This is a genomic window from Salinisphaera orenii subsp. halophila YIM 95161 (genome assembly GCF_003732545.1).
Lineage (GTDB): Bacteria > Pseudomonadota > Gammaproteobacteria > Nevskiales > Salinisphaeraceae > Salinisphaera > Salinisphaera orenii_A.
Genome location: NZ_AYKF01000106.1, coordinates 1 through 18,413, shown reverse-complemented (window position 1 = coordinate 18,413; position 18,413 = coordinate 1). Strand labels below are relative to the sequence as shown.

Annotated in this window: 10 protein-coding genes; 5 read left to right on the top strand and 5 right to left on the bottom strand. The window is 67.8% G+C overall.

Going from position 1 to position 18,413, the window contains the following annotated elements; translation table 11 throughout:
- Positions 1 to 268 precede the first annotated feature (268 nt).
- The gene (locus tag SAHL_RS13375; RefSeq protein ID WP_123591916.1) at positions 269 to 1,162 is read left to right on the top strand and encodes an alpha/beta fold hydrolase; all 894 of its coding nucleotides are present in this window, start codon (positions 269 to 271) and stop codon (positions 1,160 to 1,162) included.
- On the opposite strand, the gene SAHL_RS13370 is transcribed toward SAHL_RS13375, so the two are convergent.
- The 5 genes from SAHL_RS13370 to SAHL_RS13350 form a co-directional block, all read right to left on the bottom strand.
- Positions 1,125 to 2,306 (bottom strand): ABC transporter permease subunit, encoded by a 1,182-nt coding sequence (locus SAHL_RS13370; RefSeq protein WP_184947686.1) that lies wholly within the window; start codon positions 2,304 to 2,306, stop codon positions 1,125 to 1,127. The genes SAHL_RS13375 and SAHL_RS13370 overlap by 38 nt on opposite strands.
- 160 nt (positions 2,307 to 2,466) lie before the next feature.
- Positions 2,467 to 3,495, bottom strand: coding sequence for a branched-chain amino acid ABC transporter permease (locus SAHL_RS13365; protein WP_123591914.1), 1,029 nt, complete (start codon positions 3,493 to 3,495; stop codon positions 2,467 to 2,469).
- A gap of 303 nt (positions 3,496 to 3,798) precedes the next feature.
- Positions 3,799 to 4,524 carry an ABC transporter ATP-binding protein gene (locus SAHL_RS13360; protein WP_123591913.1) on the bottom strand — a complete coding sequence of 242 codons (726 nt, stop codon included), beginning with the start codon at positions 4,522 to 4,524 and terminating at the stop codon, positions 3,799 to 3,801.
- Positions 4,521 to 5,336: an ABC transporter ATP-binding protein gene (locus SAHL_RS13355; protein WP_123591912.1), complete on the bottom strand. Its 816-nt coding sequence runs from the start codon at positions 5,334 to 5,336 to the stop codon at positions 4,521 to 4,523. Before SAHL_RS13355 ends, SAHL_RS13360 begins: the two co-directional genes overlap by 4 nt.
- Positions 5,337 to 5,417: 81 nt before the next feature.
- Positions 5,418 to 6,608 (bottom strand): substrate-binding domain-containing protein, encoded by a 1,191-nt coding sequence (locus tag SAHL_RS13350; protein ID WP_123591911.1) that lies wholly within the window; start codon positions 6,606 to 6,608, stop codon positions 5,418 to 5,420.
- A 353-nt stretch (positions 6,609 to 6,961) separates the two neighbouring features.
- Here SAHL_RS13350 and recC point away from each other — a divergent pair, with 353 nt between their 5' ends.
- The 4 genes from recC to recD all read left to right on the top strand — a co-directional run.
- Positions 6,962 to 10,387, top strand: coding sequence for an exodeoxyribonuclease V subunit gamma (gene recC / locus SAHL_RS13345; protein ID WP_123591910.1), 3,426 nt, complete (start codon positions 6,962 to 6,964; stop codon positions 10,385 to 10,387).
- 339 nt (positions 10,388 to 10,726) lie between these two features.
- Positions 10,727 to 11,812 carry an endonuclease/exonuclease/phosphatase family protein gene (locus SAHL_RS13340; RefSeq protein ID WP_123591909.1) on the top strand — a complete coding sequence of 362 codons (1,086 nt, stop codon included), beginning with the start codon at positions 10,727 to 10,729 and terminating at the stop codon, positions 11,810 to 11,812.
- Between the two features lie 205 nt (positions 11,813 to 12,017).
- The gene (gene recB, locus SAHL_RS13335) at positions 12,018 to 15,677 is read left to right on the top strand and encodes an exodeoxyribonuclease V subunit beta (RefSeq protein WP_123591908.1); all 3,660 of its coding nucleotides are present in this window, start codon (positions 12,018 to 12,020) and stop codon (positions 15,675 to 15,677) included.
- A gap of 817 nt (positions 15,678 to 16,494) precedes the next feature.
- The coding region (recD, locus tag SAHL_RS13330) for an exodeoxyribonuclease V subunit alpha (protein WP_123591907.1) at positions 16,495 to 18,413 on the top strand (1,919 nt) is incomplete at its 3' end.

The following is an 18,413-nucleotide window of genomic DNA, read 5'->3' as shown; positions in this document are numbered from 1 at the left end:
AAGTAATTGGTTGTTACTAAAGAGATTATACCGGCTTCGCCGTTCTGTTTGGTGCAATATCCGGGCTAGGCCCCGTACAGTAGCCGGATGGTCGTCGATGCTGAATACTCCCCTTAAGTGACTTATGAGTCAGAAGTCACGATTCACTGTTTATAGTATTTTTTTTGACGCTGCAAGCCATTAGTGAATCACTATTTCATTTTTCGGCTCAAATCAGAACGACGTCTTTATCGATGCCCGCGAGTTCTACACAAATAATTGACTTTAAATGACTATCGACATTTCCAAACATTATTGTCTGAATCCTGCAGGTTTCCACCGTATCGCCAGTACGAACTGGGGTGCACTGCACCATGCGCGCACTGCCATCTGTGCCCACGGCTTTTCGCGCAACGGTCGGGATTTCGATCGCCTGGCGGCCGCCCTCGCCGAACGCGACTACCGCGTCTACTGCCCGGACGCCGTCGGCCGGGGCGCCAGCGACTGGCTCACGCAGCGCAGCCACTACAACTACGACCAGTATGTGCGTGACAGCGCCACGCTGGTCAGCCACGCCACCGCATCGTACGCCGAGGCGTCGCAGACGCCGGCCCCGCCGCATCTGGACTGGATCGGCACTTCCATGGGCGGGATGGTCGGCATGATGCTGGCCGCGCGCCCGGGTACACCGATCCGCCGGCTGGTACTCAACGATATCGGTGCCTGCATCAGCGCGCAGTCGCTCAACCGCATCGGCGCCTATGTCTCCACGACCCCGACGTTCGCCACTCTGGCGGCTTACCAGGCCCATCTGGCCGAAATTCACGCCAGCTTCGGTCCGCTGGGCGACGCGGGGTGGCGTCATCTCGCCGAGCATTCGTATCGCCTCGAGAACGGGCGCTACCTGCCCCACTACGACCCGGCGATCGCCTCGGCCTTCGACGAGCCGATCGAAGAAGACGTCGAGACTTGGGATCTATGGACCGCCATCGAAGTGCCCACGCTGATCATCCGCGGCGAGCAGTCTGATCTGCTGTCAGCCGAAACGCTCGATCGCATGGTCGAGCTGCGCCCGGATACACAGGTCGTCGAAATCGCCGACGCAGGCCACGCCCCCGCGCTGATGCGCGAGCAGGAGCTCGAGCCTATCCTGGCGTTTCTGATGGATTCTGCGGCGGATTAGCGGCGTCTGTCGTGGCGCGCCTGTGCGCACGACGCCGGGCCCGCGCGCGCAGCTGGCCGACAATACCGCGCGGGAAGAAGTACACGCTCAGGACGAACAGCACGCCCAGCCACAGATACCAGCGCTCCGGATCCAGCATCGCGGCCAGCAGGGGCAACGGCGCGCTGGCATCGTGCGCCAGCGCCAGCAGGCTCTGCAGATAGGTTTCGGCGAGCACGAACAGCGTGGTGCCCACGATCGCACCGTAAAGCGTGCCCATGCCGCCGATCACCGTCATAAGCAGGATGTTGACCATCAGATCGAAGGACAGCACCGCGTCGGGACTGATATATCTCAACGAGACTGCCGCCAGCGCGCCGGCGAACGCGGCGATCATCGCCGAGATACAGACGTTGATAGTGCGAAACACCACCGTGCGATAGCCCAGCGCCTCGGCGCGGAACTCATTTTCGCGTATCGCCTGGCAGACCCGGCCGAACGGCGAGTTCATCATCCGCAGCAGGGCCAGAAAGACCCCGATCGCAGCGACGAACAGCACGTAGTAAACCAGCAGCGCACCGCTGGTACGCACGTCGAACACCGAGCCTGCGAGGTCGCCGGAACCCAGAAAGCCGACCAGGTCGAAGCCGGGCACTGGCGATTCGGTAAAGGTATAGCCCGGACCGAGCACGAACGGCACCTGGAAGGCGATGCCGTCCTCGCCGCCGGTAAAGGTATAGAGCTTAGAGACGAGCGTCATAAAGCCCACCGCGACCGCAAGCGTGACCAGCGCGAAGAACACCGCCCGCACGCGCAGCGAGAACAGTGCGATGACAAACGCCACCGCGAGTGCCGTCGTCAGCCCGGCCGTCATGCCCACCGCCATCGCGGTCCAGTTCGGGCCGATATCGCGCAGCGCGATGGCCATGGCATAGGCGCCGATGCCGTAAAACATGGCATGGGCAAAAGAGATGATGCGCGTATAGCCCAGCAGGATGTCGTAGCTGAGCACCAGCATCGTGAACAGGCAGATCGACGAATACGTGCGATAGGCCAGCGGCCCGGGAAACAGAAACGGCGCGAACGCGAGTGCGAGCACGATCACAACCACCAGTGTGCTGAGCACCGCGCTGCGCGGATAATCGCCGGAAAGCAGTCGGTGCATCATCGCGCTAGCGTCCTGTTGCATGAGTGGGCGACGTGAATAACTCGCGGCGTTTGCGCGCCGAGCCGGGCATAGCGAGTGGTCATATCGATGAATCGGCACGGCCGCCGGCGGCGCGAACCCGGGCCGGTAGACCGCGCTGAATGGGCATCGCGCAACACTAGACCTTCACCACCGGAATCAGCCCCTGGGGGCGCCACATCAGCACCAGGACCATGAGCACGATGCTGGAGAACTCCGAGAACGTCGGCGCCACGAAGCCCATGTAGTTGGTGAGCAGCCCCACCACCAGCGCGCTGTAGAAGCAGCCGGTGATCGAGCCCAGCCCGCCCATGATGATGACGATGATCACGTCGACCAGCAGATGCTCGCCCATCTCGATATGGATGAGCTCCTCGTAGAAACCCCAGAGCACGCCGCCGAAGGCACCGAGCGCGGTGCCCGCCGCGAACACCGCGATAAACAGCAGCTTGATGCGATAACCCAGCGCCTGGACCATCTCGCCGTTCTCCACGCCGGCGCGGATGAGCAGGCCCACGCGGGTGTACTGGATCACCGCGAGCATGCCCCAGTACACCGCCAGCCCCACGCCGACCGCGAAAAGGCGGTACTTCTCGAACGCCACGCCGCCGAAGACGAAGGCGCCGCGCAGCACGTCCGGGCGCGGCAGCGGGATTTCGTGCGCACCCCAGAACACCACGATCAGCTCGGCGATGATGATCGCGCCACCGACGGTCACCAGAATCTGGCGCAGGTGGTCGTCGTAGACCGGCTTGATGAACACGCGCTCGAACACCAGCCCGAGCAGCGCGGCGGCCGCCAGCGTGGCCAGCGCCGCCGGGATGATCAGCAGCGCCTGCGAGACCGCGGCCAGCGCCGGCCAGCCGGCGAGCATGAGGAACACGCTCGCGCCGATATAGGCGCCGACGGTAATGAACGCGCCGTGGGCAAGATTGAGCACACCCATGAGCCCGAAGATGAGCGTCATCCCCGACGACACCACGAACAGGATCAGTCCCATGGCCAGTCCCGCCACGGTCAGCGACACCCACACGTTCAGCGGCATGACGAACAGCGCGATCACCGCCACCAGCCCGAGCAGCAGATAGTGAGGCCTGGCCTCCAGCGCCGCGGCGATGCGGGTACGCCAACTCGGGCGCGCCGGACTGCCCTGGGTGGTTTCGCTCATGGCATCACTCCTAGGGCCTTTTGATCTTTCGTCCGCGTCCACGCCAAGCGCTGTTGTGCGGCAAGACGAGGCGTAGTGCGCGCCGTGCAGTCACTTGCCCACACGTGCTGCAACGCTGGATTGCCGCACCTCGTTAATTTCATGGGCCCTTGTCCCGAAGGGTTGGGCCGCGCATGCAATAACCATGGGCGCCCGCGGGCATTACGAGCCTGGGCCGCGGCACGCCCAGAGCCGTCGGCTCGCGCCTTGCCGGACACGATGTGCGGCCTCCAACGCGGCGCGCGCACGAAACAGCAACGGGCCCTAGACATGGGTTTCGAGACTCAGGCCGAGCAGCCGATTCTGTAGCGATGTGTCGTCGGCGAGCGCGGCCATCGTGCCGGCATGCACGATGCGGCCGTCGTCCATCACCGCGACATGGTCGCCGACCGCGCGCGCGAAGCTGAAGTTCTGCTCGACGAGCAGAACGGTCGTATCGGTCTGCTTGAGCTCGCGGATCGCCTGCACCAGATCCTTGACGATCGCCGGCGCGAGCCCCTTGCTGGGCTCATCGATGATCAGAAACGCGCGCGGCTCGATGATCGCCCGGGCGATCGCCAACATCTGCTTCTGCCCGCCGGACAGCAGCCCCGCCGGCGTTTGCCAGAATTTCTTCAATGCCGGAAACAGGCGGAATATCCAATCGAGGCGGGCCTCGTCGAAGCGGTTGCGGGCGGCCGCCAGGCGCATGTTCTCGGCCACCGTGAGCAGCGAGAAGATGCCCATGTTCTCCGGCACATAGCCCACGCCCAGGCACACGATGCGCGGCGTGCGCCAGTGGGTGATGTCCTGGCCGTCGAAGGTGATCGTGCCGCGCGAGGCCTGCCAGAGATTGATGATCGTGCGCAGCGTCGTGGTCTTGCCGGCGCCGTTGCGCCCCAGCAGCACGGTCAGTTCGCCGCGCGGCAGCGACAGATCCACACCCTGCAGAATGTGGTAATGGCCGATATGCGTATGCACGCCCGCCATCTCAAGCAGCGGCGCACTCATGTTGACGACTCCGTCGCGCGTTGGGTGTCATCCTCGGGGTCGACCACCTCGCCGAGATAGGCCTGCTGCACCAGCGGCGAGGCGATCACCTCGGCCGGCTCGCCGGAATCCAGCAGCCGCCCTTCGTGCAGCACAATGATGCGATCCGCGAGCGAGCGCACCACGTCCATCTTGTGTTCGACCAGCAGCACCACCTTGTCACGCTCGGCCCGGATGTCCTCGACCAGATCGAGGATCACGGGGACCTCGTCCACACTCATGCCGGCGGTCGGCTCGTCGAACATGAACACGCGCGGCTCGAGCGCGAGCAGCATCCCCACCTCCAGCTTGCGCTGGTCGCCGTGCGGCAGTGTTGCGGCCAGCCAGTCGGCGCGCTTGGCCAGCGACACCCGCGCAAGATAGTGGTCGACTTTGTCGGCGATCGCCGAGTAGCTGCTGGACAAACGATGCATGGCCAGCCCCGCGCCGGTGCGTGCGCTGGCCGCCAGCCACATGTTCTCGCGCACGCTGAGTTCGGGAAACAGGTTGGTGAGCTGGAACGCCCGGCCGATGCCCATCTGGGCGCGCCGCGGCGCCTTGGTGCGGGTGATGTCCTGGCCGTCGAAGATCAGCTCCCCGCCGGTCGGCGCGAGCTGGCCCGACAACAGATTGAAGAACGTGGTCTTGCCGGCGCCGTTCGGGCCGACGATGGCGGTGAGCGTGCCGATCTCGAAACCGCAGCTCACCGCATCCACGGCCGTATGGCCGCCGAAGCGGATGCTCAGTTCACGTGCTTCGAGCAGCGCATCGGGGGCACTCGCAGACGAATTCATGCGGTTCTCGTATGGCGGATCGGGCCGCGAACGGGCCACCGGCATGTCGCCAGCGCCCGCCCGCGCGGTGGGCGCAGCGCCTCAACCGTTGTTGATCGGGATGTCCATGTCTTCGGCCGGGATCACATCCACCAGCTCCGGTACACCCCATTCCACGCCGTCTTCCACCTTGATCCGGAAGTGATACATCGGCTGCATGGCCTGATGATCCTCGGCACGGATCGTGATCGGGCCCTTGGGCGAATCGAACTCCAGGCCCTCGAAGGCCTCGATCAGCGCTTCGGTGTCAGTGCTGCCGGCCTTCTCGATCGCGGCCACGATCGCCATCGCCTGCGACATGCCCTGGGCGGTGAAGAAATCCGGCGGGCCGTCGAAGCGTGCCTGGTGCTGTTCGACCAGCCAGTCGTTGACCTCGTTCTCCGGGCTTTCGTAGTAATAGTAGGTCGCGCCTTCCATGCCCGGGAACTGCTTGTAGGCCACCATCGCCGGCAGGATGTTGCCGCCGGTGGTCAGCTTGATGTCGAAACGCTCGGGCTGCAGATCCTGGATACGGCTCATGGGATTGCCCTTGCCGGCCCAGATATTGAAGATGTACTTCTCTTCGCAGTCGTCGCGATCCTTGAGCGAGTTGAACAGGCGCTGGGCCGCGGAGGTGAAGTCGGTCGTCTCGGCCGGCAGATACACCTCGTTCACGATCTCGGCGCCGCGGCTGCGCGCGGCCTTGGCATAGGCGGCCACGCCGTCGCGGCCGAAGGCGTAGTCCTGTGCCAGCGTGGAGATGCACACGCCCTCGTCGGCGACCGCGGCCGCGTTGGAGATCGCGTCCTGCGAGGAATTGCGCCCCACGCGCACGATATAGCGGTTGTAGTTTTCGCCGGTGATGGAGTCGGCCACGCCTTCGGGCATCAGGATCTTCTGGTACTGCGCGGCCACCGGCAGCATCGCCAGCGCTACGCCCGAGGACACATCGCCCACCGCGATCGTGGCGTTGTCAGAGGTATAGGCGTCCGCCAACAATGCCCGCGCGCGCGGCGCCTTGAGCTGGGTGTCCTTGGTGATCAGCTCGATCTTGCGGCCCAGGACTTCGTTGCTGCCGTCGGTCGCATACTCGAAGCCAAGCTCCAGGCCGTGTTGCAGCTGCTGGGTATAGGCTTCCAGCGCGCCGGTGAAGCCGGCGACATGCGCGATGGTGATCGGCTCCTCGGCGGCGTGAGCCTGCAGGCCGACGACCGCCAGCGCGGTGGCCAGCAGATTACGGGTCGTGTTCTTCATATCCCCTCCGGTATCGATCGCGTCGTTGTTGTTGTGTGGTCGTGCGGCGCCTTCGCCGCACACATGACGTTTGAGTCAGTAGTCATGTTTCAAATATAGACCGCTTGGTAAGCACCCGCAACCCGGCCCGGCGTGAGGCCTCGTTCGGACCTCCACTGCGCCTTTGCCACACCTCGAACGCGGCCGCGGCGGATCTCGCCTCTCCACGGCGACAGGCGGCAGGCCGGCCGCGCGGCAACCCGCGCGGGCTATGCGCGGACCATGCTCTGTACAGCCCGCTGGGCCGTCGCATGACCCGGCACCCGCGCTAGACTCGGGCCTCGCCGCAGCGGCTGCCATCGATACGGTTCGTCATGTTTTATCTCTATCACCACAACGATCTGGGTCGGCTGGCCGAGCTGCTCGGGGCCCTGCGCCTGGCGCGCCCGGCCTCGCCGCTGGCCACCGATACGCTGCTCGCGCCCAATCAGGGCATCGGCCGCTGGCTGGCGATCCAGCTCGCCGAAAGCGAGGGCATCGCCGCCAATCTGGACGTCGAGCTGCCCGGCGGCTGGATCTGGAAACTGCTGCGCGAGGTCGAGCCGGCCGCGCCGCGCGGCCAGCACTTCGAGGCGGACTGCCTGCCCTGGCATCTGTATGCCGCGCTGCCCGCGATGGCGCGCGAGATTCCGGCCGTCGCCGACTATCTCGGCGATCCGGTCGACGAAGTGCGCCGCTACCAGCTCGCGCGCCAGCTCGCCGACGTGTTCGACAAGTACCTCGTCTATCGCGCCGACATGCTCGCGCGCTGGGAGGCCGGCGACACGCCCGCCACGAATCCGGGTCGCTGGCAGGCGCAGGTCTGGCGCTGGCTCACCCAGCCGCAGCGCCTGGGGCGTACCCATCGCGCACGCGTGCTCACCGACTTCATCCAGCGCCTGTCGTACGACACCGCCCTGCAGGCGCGCGTGACCGCCTGGTGCCCGGCCCAGCTTTACTGCTTCGGCCTGGTCGCGCTTGCGCCCGATCATCTGCGCCTGCTCTATGCGCTGGCCGAGCATATCGACGTGCATTTTTTGTTGCCAAACCCGAGCGAGGCCTACTGGGGCGACATCACGGCCGGGCGCCTCAGCCTCGAACTGCCCGCGTCGGAAGGCGCCGACACGAACGCCCTGCTCCCCGGCGAGGCCGCCGTCGAAGCCGGCCACCCGCTGCTCGGCGCGCTTGGGCGCATGGCCCGCGACACCCTGCGCGTGCTCTATTCCGACGAGTTCGCCGGCATGATCGAGCCCGAGCTCGGCGCGCTCATGGCCTACGACATCCCCGCGCGCGACACCCTGCTGCACCGCATTCAGGCGGATATCGTCGAGCTCGACTGCAGCGACCCGCCCCAGGGCATGGCCGACGACGACACCTCGCTGGAGGTGCACGCCTGCCACAGCCCGCTGCGCGAGATCCAGGTGCTGCAGGACCAGCTCCTCGACCGGCTGACCGCGGACGACCGGCGCGTCGCCGCCGGCGAGATCGCGGCTGACGAACGACTCGCCCCGCGCGACATCATCGTGATGCTGCCGGACGTCGCCGCCTACGCGCCGGCGATCGAGGCGGTGTTCGGCGGCGCACCGGCCGATCGCTACCTCCCGTTCGGGCTCGCCGACCGCGCGCGCTCGGCCGCGCACCCGATCGTGACCTGTGTAGCGGCCCTGCTCGACCTGCCGCTGTGGCGCTGGGAGGCGAGTGCCCTGCTCGACCTGCTCGCCGTGCCTGCGGTCATGCGACGCTTCGGCCTGTCGGCGGGCGAGCTCGATGCGATCACCGACTGGGTCGGCGCCGCCGGCATCCGCTGGGGGCGCAACGCAAGCCATCGCGCCGAGCTCGGCGCCGGCGCCTTCGAGCAGAACAGCTGGCGCTTCGGCCTCGACCGGCTGCTGCTCGGCGTCGCCCAGGCCGACGACGAAACACTCGTCGACGGCGTCGCGCCCTGGTCGGACCTGGAAGGCGGCATCACCGCCGCGCTCGGCAAGCTCTGGCGCTTCGAGCAGACCCTGGCGGAGACCGCCGATACGCTCGCACAGGCGGCCGAGCCCGGCGTCTGGCAGACGCGGCTCAACCAGCTCGTCGATCGGCTCGTGGCACCCGCGCCGGACGCGCCCGACGAGCAGCGCGCCGTCGACGGCCTGCGCAAGCTGTTCGCCCAGTTCGAGGCCGCAGAAAGCTGCACCAGCGAGATCCCGCTCAGCCCGGCGCGCGATACGGACCCGACGCGACCGGACCGCACGATCTCCTGGGCCGCGGTGCGCGACATGCTGCGCGCCTCACTGGAAACCGCCAGCGAGCGTCAGCCGTTTCTGGCCGGCGGCATCACCTTCTGCGGCATGGTGCCGCTGCGCGCGGTGCCGTTTCGCATGGTCTGCGTGCTGGGCATGAACGACGACGCCTTTCCCCGCCAGGACCACGGGCGCGCGTTCAACGTCATGTTCCAGAACCCGCGCCTGGGCGATCGCAATATCCGCGACGACGACCGCCTGCTGTTCCTGCAGGCGCTGACCGCCGCGCGCGACGTGTTCTACATCAGCCATATCGGCCAGGACGTCCACACCGGCGAGGCGCTGCCGCCCTCGCCGATCGTCGGCGAGACGCTGGAGTTCATCCATCGCCATTATTTTCGCGACTGGGACAGCAAGACCTTTCGCCGCCGGCTCATCCACGAGCAGCCGATGCAGCCGTTCTCGGTGCGCTATTTCTCGCCGGTCGAGCCGGACCCCCGCGTGTTCACCTTCGCCGGCGACTGGCGCGATGCCACCCGCGCGGCGGTCGGCGCCCGCGCGCTGCGCGCGCCGCTGCTCGACGACAGCCGCGCCCCCCAGCCCGAGACCATCGAAGCGATCGATCTCGACGGCCTCAAGCGCTTCTTCGACCACCCCGCGCGGGCGTTCTTTCGCGAACGCGTGAAGCTCGATCTGGAGATCGAGGACCGCCGCGTCGACGACGCCGAGCCGATCGCACTCGACCCGCTGGCGGCATCCGCCCTGCGCCAGCGCCTGTTCGACAGCGCCCGGGCCGCCGAGCATGCCGAGATCGACCCCGCGCCCAGCGATCTCGAACGCGCCCGCGGCACCCTGCCCCCGGCGCCGCTGGCCGCCCCCAACTACGCCGTCGAAGCCGAGGCCGTGAACGCCCTGCTGCCGATCGCACAGGCCTGGCAGGCGGAAGGGACGCCGGAAACGGTCGACATCCAGCTCGACGATATCGCCGGCGTGCGCGTAACCGGGCGCGTCGGCCAGCTCTGGCCGGGCGCGCTGCGGCGCCTGCGCACCGGCAAGCTCAAGGCGCGGTTCCGGCTGCGCTACTGGATCGACTATCTCGCCGTGGTCGCCGCCGGCCACGACGTGGCGCTGGAGTTGGCCGGCTTTTCGCCCAAGCCGAAGGACATGTCGCTCGCCCGCTACGTCGCGGCCGTGGACGCGGCCACCGCGCGCGCCGAACTCGCCGAGCTCGTACGCCTGTATATCGCCGGCCAGGAGCAGCCGCTCGCCTATCATCCGGACCTCGACGACGCCTACGATCCGGAACAGAACAAGGCCTTCGACAACGTCTCCTTCCGCTTCAAGCCCGGTGCGCACGTGCCGCACCACCTCACGCGCGATCCCTATTTCGCGCTGCTGCTCGGCGACGCCGACGCCCCACTGGGCGACAACGAAACCGACAGCCCCTTCATCCAGGCCATCGAGGCGGTCTCCGGGCCGATGAACGCCCACCTGTGCCCGCCGCCGGATGACCCGGCCGCGGCCACCGGCTGACCGGCACGCCGCCCGCGCCGCCTCGCCGACGAACGCCGCTGCCATGACATCGCCTCCGGCGCCGATGGGAGCGCCCGGAACACGGCGGGCCACGGGCGTGGCTACGGCGCGTCACGCAACGCCACCCGGCGCCCGCTCGGTCGCAGCGAGCGGGTGCGGGCCGCGTCGATACGTGGATCGCACGGGCGTCCGACCGCGCCTGACGCTCGCCCCGGCTCGGGCGAGATCGACAGGCCACTTTCCGAGGCCGCGCTAAGGCGCTAGGTTGCGCCGCTGATCATTCACCGCGCCCGCCGCCGGAAGGCGGCGCAACGCACTGTAAGGAACCGGGACCGCCGCATGCGACTGCTCCTGTTCATTCTCGTTGTCCTGGCCGGGCTGACGCTATGCGGCGCCAGCCTGCTCCCGCTGATCGACAGCGACCGCTGGTGGGTGCGCTTCGCCGATTTTCCGCGTCTGCAGCTGGCGATCCTTCTCGGCGCACTCGTTCTGGTTTCCACGGCCTTTCTGCGGCGTTACCCGAAGGCGGCGGCCAGCCTGATCGTGGCCATGCTGATCGTGATCGTGCATCACGCCGTCGTACTCTGGCCCTATCGGCCGACCGGCAGCCGCATGGCGCAGCAGAACTGTCCGACCGAGGGGCGGCTGTCGGTGATGGTCGCCAACGTGCAGCTCAGCAACAATCCGAATGGCCGCCTGCTCGAACAGGTCCGCCGGGCGCAGCCGGACGTGCTCCTGATCCTGGAGGCCAACGACGACTGGACCGAAGCCCTCGCGCCACTGGCCGAGACCATGCCCCACCGGCGAATCCACACCACGGGCTCCTACTTCGGCATCGCGCTCTACTCGCGCCTGCCGCTGGTCTCCCCAGAGGTGCGCTATCTCGCCGGCCAGAACACGCCGCAGATCGTCACCGGGCTGGAGCTGCGCACGGGCGAGGTGGTGGATTTTCTCGGCGTGCATCCACGCCCGCCGCATCCCTCGCAGTCAGCGCTCGGGCGCGACGCGGTGCTGCTCAAGGCCGGCCTGTTGCTGCGCGACGCCGACCGGCCGGGCGTGATCGCCGGCGATCTCAACGCCACGCCGTGGGAGCGCGCAGTCGGCGAAATGCAGCGTCTTGCGCGGCTGGTCGACCCGCGGGCGGGCTACGGCTACCTGCCCACCTACGACGCCAATTCCTGGTGGATGGCCTGGCCGCTGGATCACGTATTCTACGAACCCGGCTTCGCCGTCGCCCAACTCGAGCGCGGCGCGCGCTTCGGCTCCGATCACTATCCCTATATCGCCCGCCTGTGTCGCGTCGAACCCGGCCGCAGCGCCCCGCCGGGCACCGCCGATCCGAAGCTCGTCGAGCAGGCGCGCAGCGTCATTCAGCGGGCGCGTCGTCAGGCGGACAAGCAGCGCGCGGACGACGGCGCGGGCTGAACCTCACCGGGCACCGGGTCGCGAACTGACCCGAGCGCCGCGCTAGACTGGCGGCCACGCGTACGCCAGCGATCGACACGATGCCCTGCAGCCGACCCGCTCCATTGCTCCAGCCGCCGGTCGCGCCCGCCCGTAGCGCCGGAGGCCGTTCGACAGTCCGACCGACTCGCGACGGCGCCTTGTCCGCGCGCACCCTCCGGACCGCATGAGCCACGCGCCGCACAGCCGCGACTTCGACACCGCCACCCTGCCGCTGCACGGGCTGCGGCTGATCGAGGCGAGCGCGGGCACCGGCAAGACCTTCAGCCTCGCCGGGCTGTATCTGCGCCTGATCGTCGAACAGGGCGCGAGCGTGCGCGACATCCTGGTGATGACCTTCACCCGCGCGGCCACCCAGGAACTGCGCGAACGCATCCGCGCGCGCCTGGCCGACGCCGCGCGCATCGCCCACGCGCCCGAGCACGCCCGGCCCGGCAACGCCGAGCACGCCTTCACCCTGCGCATCCTCGAGCACAGCGACGAAGCGCGCGGGGCGCTGGCGCGCCGGCTGGCCGACGCCGCCGCCCGCGTGGACGAGGCCACGATCGTCACCATCCACGGCTTCGCCCAGCGTGCCGCCACCGAAAACGCCTTCGAATCCGCGCTCGCCTTCGACCGCGGCGAGGCCATCGACGACCCGAGCGTCTACCGCCAGGCCGCGACCGACTACTGGCGCGAGCACGTCTTCGGCGCCGCCGAGGCCGGCGACGTGCTCGCCCTGTGGCCGAATCCGAACGCGCTCTACGCCGAGATCGCGCCGGTGCTCGCCCGCCCGCATGTCCGGCTCGCGGGCATCGACCATGCGCGTCTGGCCGAACTGCAGACCGAGCTCGCGCGCGCCTGGCCGGGCAGCGCCGAGCCGCTGGCCGCGGCCCTTGCGGAGGCCTTCGCCGCCGACGCCCTGCTCAAGAGCGGCGCGATCTACAGGGCGCTGAGCGAGGCCGACGACATCGCCGATCTCGTCGCCGATCTCGATGTCCGCATCACAGCGGCCATCGCCCACGAGCGCGTGCCCGCGCTGCCCGGCTGGCTGGCCGCGCTCGCCGAGCCCGCGCGCCAGTTCAAGAAGACGCCGAAAAGCGCGAAAGCCTACGCCGAGCCGCTGGCCGATCTCGCCGCACTGCCCGTACTCGCCGAGCTGCAGCCGCTGGCCCGCCTGGTCGCCATCGAGCGGGCGGTCGCGGCGGTGCGCAGCCTCGCCGCCGCGCGCAAGATCGAGCGACGGCAATACAGCTTCGACGATCTGATCGCCGCCCTGCATGCGGCACTCACCGCGCCCGAGACCGGCGCGCGTCTGGCCGCCGCACTCCACGCGCGCTGGCCCTATGCGCTGGTCGACGAATTCCAGGACACCGACCCGCTGCAGTACGCCAGCCTGCAGCGCATCTATCTGGACACGCCCGAAGACGGGCCGCGCGAACACGGCGCGCTGCTGCTCATCGGCGACCCGAAACAGGCGATCTACGGCTTTCGCGGCGGCGATATCTATGCCTACCTCGCCGCCGCCCGGGCCGCGGACGAGGCGCGCTATACGCTGACCACGAATTTTCGTTCCACCCAGCGCGTGCTCGACGCCATCGAAGCGCTCTACAAGCTGCCCGAAGAAAACCCCTTCCTGGTCGACGCCATCGACTTTCCGCACGTTAAAGCCGGGCGCACCGAGGGCGACCGGCGTCTGGTCGACGCCGACGGCCGTGAGCTGCCCGCGCTCGACGTCTGGAACCTGCACGGCGGCAAGGCCAGCAAGGGCGAGGACCGCCCGCTGCTGATCGCGCATACCGTCGCCGCCATCGGCCGGCTGCTCGACGGCGGCGCGCGGTGGCAACACGCCGACGGCGGCCACGCGCCGCTCGCCCCGCGCGATATCGCCGTGCTGGTGAACAACAACTTCGAGGCCACCGCCCTGCAGGCCGAGCTCGCCCAGCACGGCATCATGGCCGTCTGCCAGCATCGGGATTCGGTGTTCGCCAGCGACGAGGCCGCCGATCTGCGCCTGATCCTGCGCGCCATGGCCGCACCCGACGACGCCATGGGCGTACGCGCGGCCCAGCCGAGCGCGCTGATCGGCAAGCGCCTCGCGGCGCTGATCGTACTCGCCGATGACGACCACGCCATGCAGCAGGCCATCGAGTGCTTCCACACCCTGCACGAAAGCTGGCGCCGGCGCGGCGTGCTCAGCGCGCTGGAGGCGCTGTTTGTGGACGCCGCGCCGGGCCTGCTCGCGCTCACCGACGGCGAGCGGCGCATGAGCAACTATCTGCAGCTCGGCGAGCTGCTGGCCACGGCCGAGGCCGAATGCTTCGGCATGGCCAGCGTCGTTCGCTGGCTGGACGACCATATCGCCGCCGCGGCCGACGGCACGAGCATGACCGACGACGCCAGCCAGCTGCGCCTGGAATCCGACGCGGATCTGGTGCGCATCACCACCGTGCACGCCGCCAAGGGCCTGCAGTACCCGATCGTGTTCATGCCGTTCGCGCTGTGGCTCGGCGCGCCCAGCTCGAAAAACCCGCCCGACAAGCCGCCGCTGATCTTTCACGACGACGCCGGGCGCGCGCGCATCGATCTCGTCGGCGACGACGAGGCGAACAGGACCCAGGCGCTGCTCGAAGCCCGCTCCGAAGCCCTGCGCCTGCTCTATGTTGCGCTCACCCGCGCCGAGCAGGCGCTCGTGGTCGGCTGGCGCAGCGCGAAGGCCACCCGGGACAGCGCGCTCGCGAACCTGCTCGCCCGCGACGGCGACGCGGCCGACGAGGCCCTCGCCGGGCTTGCGCAGGCGCATCCGGCCACGATCGCGGTCACGCCCGTGGACGCCGAGCAGACCGCGCCGCGCACCGAGCGCCACCAGCCGATGGCCGCGGATACGCTCGTCGACGCGCGCAGCGACCTGCCCGCCGGGCGCCCGCGCTGGTCCACCTACAGCTTCTCGCGTCTGGCCCATGCGCCGGCCGGCGCGAAGACGCCCGACCTGCCCGAACCCGGCGCGGAGGACGAACTCGCCACCGCCCCGGCCGAAGCCGCGCCCGCCGACCACGCCGGCGAACTACCACGCATGGACGAACGCCTGGCGGGCGTGCGCTTCGGCTCGGCGGTGCACGACGTGCTCGAAGACGCGCTCACCGACCGCGCCTACGCCCCGTGGCCGGCGCCGGGTGCCGCGCTGGGCGACGACCGGCAGCGCCTGGTCTACGACCGCCTGCGCCAGTACGGCCTGATCGCCGAGGACCGCGCCGACCCGCGCATCGCCGACACCGCCGCGCTCGTGGCGCGCACGCTGCACACGCCGCTGCCGGGCATCGGCCCGCTGGCGGGCGTCGACCGCGGGCGTTTGCTCGCGGAAATGGAATTCATGCTGCGCCTGCGCGGCAGCCGCCTCGGCGCGCTCGTCGAAACGCTGCGCGGCGCCGGCTATCTGCCGGCCGCGCTCGGCGGCCACCCGGCGGCCACGCTCTACGGGCTGATGCAGGGCTTCATCGATCTGGTCGTGGAAGTCGACGGCGCCTACTTCATTCTCGACTACAAGACCAACCGCCTCGGCGACACGCCCGGCGCCTATCGCGACGACGCGCTCGAACGCGCCATCGGGCGCGCCCACTACGACCTGCAATACCTCATCTACACCGTCGCCCTGCACCGCCATCTGCGGCGCTGCCTGCCCGACTACGATCCGGCCACGCATCTCGGCGGCGTGCAGTATCTGTTCGTACGGGCGATGGACGGCGAGACGCACGCGGGGGTGTTTACCGACCGCCCGGCGATCGAGCTTGTCGAAGCGCTGGATGCCTTGTTCGACGGGCAAATTGCCGACGAGGAAACGCCGGCATGAGCGCGAAGTTCGAGGTAGTAGGTCGGCTTAGGCCGCAGGCCGTAAGCCGACATCGCTGCGGCGGGGCCGGCGTCGAATTACGAAGAAACGACAAGTCGACGTCGCCACATGCCGCTCGTTCACAACTCGAACGGTTCGAGCCATCGGGTTTTCGGCACTCACGAGTTTATCTGCCCTATTATTTCGCGCTGCAGCGCGACTCCCTTTCGTTTGCTCGTCCAAACGAAAGGAAGCAAAGAAAAAGACGCCCGGTACAGCGCCGGCTACGCCGGTGCACTCCGATGCTCGTACCGACGGGATGCGCGCAGAACTCGGTCCGCTTTGGCGGCCCTCAGACATGCTGCGCGCACCGGCGCAGTGCGCCGGACACCCGCCGGCACTGTGCGTCTGCGTCGCTGTACCACGGGGCCGAAATACAGGCGGGCAACTTGAGAGCATCAAGTCGCTACCGCCACCTCACCGAAATCGGCCCACCCGGCTACGTTCTTGTTGGCTCGTACCTAAAGCTCATTCAGCCTACTGAAGCCGCAACACCGAGCGAGCGAAAGCGAAGCTGGCCTGTATTGGGCCCCTTGGGCGCAGCGCCGAGCAGCGCGGACCGCAAGCGGAAAAAGACGGCCGGATGTTTGAGCGCTAGCGAGTTTCCGGCCGTCCCGCTTGCGGTTCGCGATGGGAGGGAACCGATGCGCAGCATCGGCGCAAGACAGGGTGTCTTTTCCTTTGGTTACTTTCGTTTGGACAAGCAAACGAAAGTCACTCGCACATCAGTGCGAAACCCCAAGCCAAAATCTACCGGCGCAGTTGGCCGAGGCCGCCCATGAACGAATCCCGTACCGGCGATCTGTTCGCTTCCGAACCGACGACGCTCGAAACAATCCAAGCCCAAAAGCCGAACGCCGAGCCACAGCCGGAAACACTCACGCTCGCCGAAGACGCTGGCCTGTCCGATCTCGACCACGCCCTGGCCCACTGGGCCCGCCGCCACGGCGCCGATCGTTTCGTCGCCCGTGCCTTCGCGCTGGCGAGCTGGGCCGTCGCACAAGGCCATACCTGCCTCGCGCTCGATCAGATCCCCACGGCATTGATGAGCGCCGCGAACCAGGCCGCGCTGCCCGACGCACTCGCCGCCAGCGATCTTGTCACCGTGCTCGACGCCAAATCGAAAGAAGATACGGGACCGACCCGCCCGCTGATTCTGGAAGCCGGCCGGCTCTATCTGCAGCGTTATCACGCCTACGAAACCAAGCTTGCCGAACGCCTGAGCGCGCTCATGGCCGCCAAGCCGAACCCGGTGAACGTCGACACGCTGAAACCCGGCAACGGCCTGTTCGCCACAGACGCCGCCAACCCGAATGCCACCAACTGGCAGGCCGTCGCCGCATTCGCCGCCCTGCGCCACCACTTCACCGTCATCTCCGGCGGCCCCGGCACGGGCAAGACCTACACCATCGTGCGCCTGCTGCGCGTGCTGATCGAAGCCGCAATCGAACAAGACGACACACCGCCGCTCATCGCCCTGGCCGCGCCCACCGGCAAGGCCGCCGCCCGCATGCTCGAATCGGTCCGCAACGGGCTGGGCGACATGGGCGCGGATACGAACTTCGACAAACAGCGCGTCGAAGAACACATCCCGCAAACCGCCCGCACGCTGCATCGCCTGCTCGGCCTCACCGGCGCGACTACCCGCGCCCGTTTCAACGCCGACAACCCGCTACCCTACGACGTGGTGATCGTCGACGAAGCCTCGATGGTCGACCTGCCCATGATGGCCAAGCTCGCGGACGCGATAAGAAACGATGCCCGCCTCATCCTGCTCGGCGACCGCTACCAGCTTGCCTCGGTCGAATCCGGCTCGGTGCTCGCAGAAATCTGTGCCAACGCCGGCGTGAACCGCTTCACGGCCAAGCAACAAACCGCCGCCGGCGACCTGCTCGCCGACGTAATGGAACCCGCCACGCATGCCCTCTCCGATCACGTGGTCACGCTACAAACCAGTCGCCGCTTCAATGCGGATAGCACCATCGGCCGCCTCGCCGCCGCCGTGAACGCGGGCGACGTGGACGCCGCGCAAGAGGTGCTCAACGCCGGCCACGACGATCTCGTCTATCACGACCGCTCGGACGCCGCCGCCATCAGCCGGCTCATGGACGGGCTGGCCGACGACTACGCAGCCTTGTGCGAAGCGACCGATCCCTCGCTCGCCCTCGCCCAGCTGGGCAAGCAATGCGTGCTGACCGCCGTACGCCAGGGCCGGGCCGGCAGCGAAACCATCAACGCCGGCATTAACGAACGCCTGGCCCGTCGCTTCGACTTCAACTCGGCCAACGCCTGGTACCACGGCCGCCCCCTCATGGTTAGACGAAATGACTACCGCACCGGGCTCTATAACGGCGATGTGGGTATTGCATTAGAAAATTCAGATGGGCAAATTCGAGTCTGGTTTGAGGGGGACAGTGGGCTTCGCGCTTTCTTGCCGAGCGCACTACCCGCGCACGATTCCGTGTATGCGATGACGATTCACAAGAGTCAGGGGTCGGAGTTCGATTCCGCCACGCTCGTGCTGCCGGATTACGACGTGCCGGTTTTGACGCGGGAATTGTTTTATACGGGGTTGACCAGAGGGCGGAAGCGGTTGTTTGTGTTTGGTGAATCGGATGTTTTGGCGCGGACGGTTGAACGTCGGGTGACTCGAGTATCGGGGCTGGCTGACCGGATTTCAGGCGCGACAATGCACTC

Bases quoted from the DNA above. Each gene is read 5' to 3' on its own strand.
- recC (WP_123591910.1), top strand. From the start codon at position 6,962: ATGTTTTATCTCTATCACCACAACGATCTGGGTCGGCTGGCCGAGCTG.
- recB (WP_123591908.1), top strand. From the start codon at position 12,018: ATGAGCCACGCGCCGCACAGCCGCGACTTCGACACCGCCACCCTGCCG.
- SAHL_RS13360 (WP_123591913.1), bottom strand. From the start codon at position 4,524: ATGAGTGCGCCGCTGCTTGAGATGGCGGGCGTGCATACGCATATCGGC.
- SAHL_RS13365 (WP_123591914.1), bottom strand. From the start codon at position 3,495: ATGAGCGAAACCACCCAGGGCAGTCCGGCGCGCCCGAGTTGGCGTACC.
- SAHL_RS13370 (WP_184947686.1), bottom strand. From the start codon at position 2,306: ATGCACCGACTGCTTTCCGGCGATTATCCGCGCAGCGCGGTGCTCAGC.
- SAHL_RS13350 (WP_123591911.1), bottom strand. From the start codon at position 6,608: ATGAAGAACACGACCCGTAATCTGCTGGCCACCGCGCTGGCGGTCGTC.
- SAHL_RS13340 (WP_123591909.1), top strand. From the start codon at position 10,727: ATGCGACTGCTCCTGTTCATTCTCGTTGTCCTGGCCGGGCTGACGCTA.
- SAHL_RS13355 (WP_123591912.1), bottom strand. From the start codon at position 5,336: ATGAATTCGTCTGCGAGTGCCCCCGATGCGCTGCTCGAAGCACGTGAA.
- SAHL_RS13375 (WP_123591916.1), top strand. From the start codon at position 269: ATGACTATCGACATTTCCAAACATTATTGTCTGAATCCTGCAGGTTTC.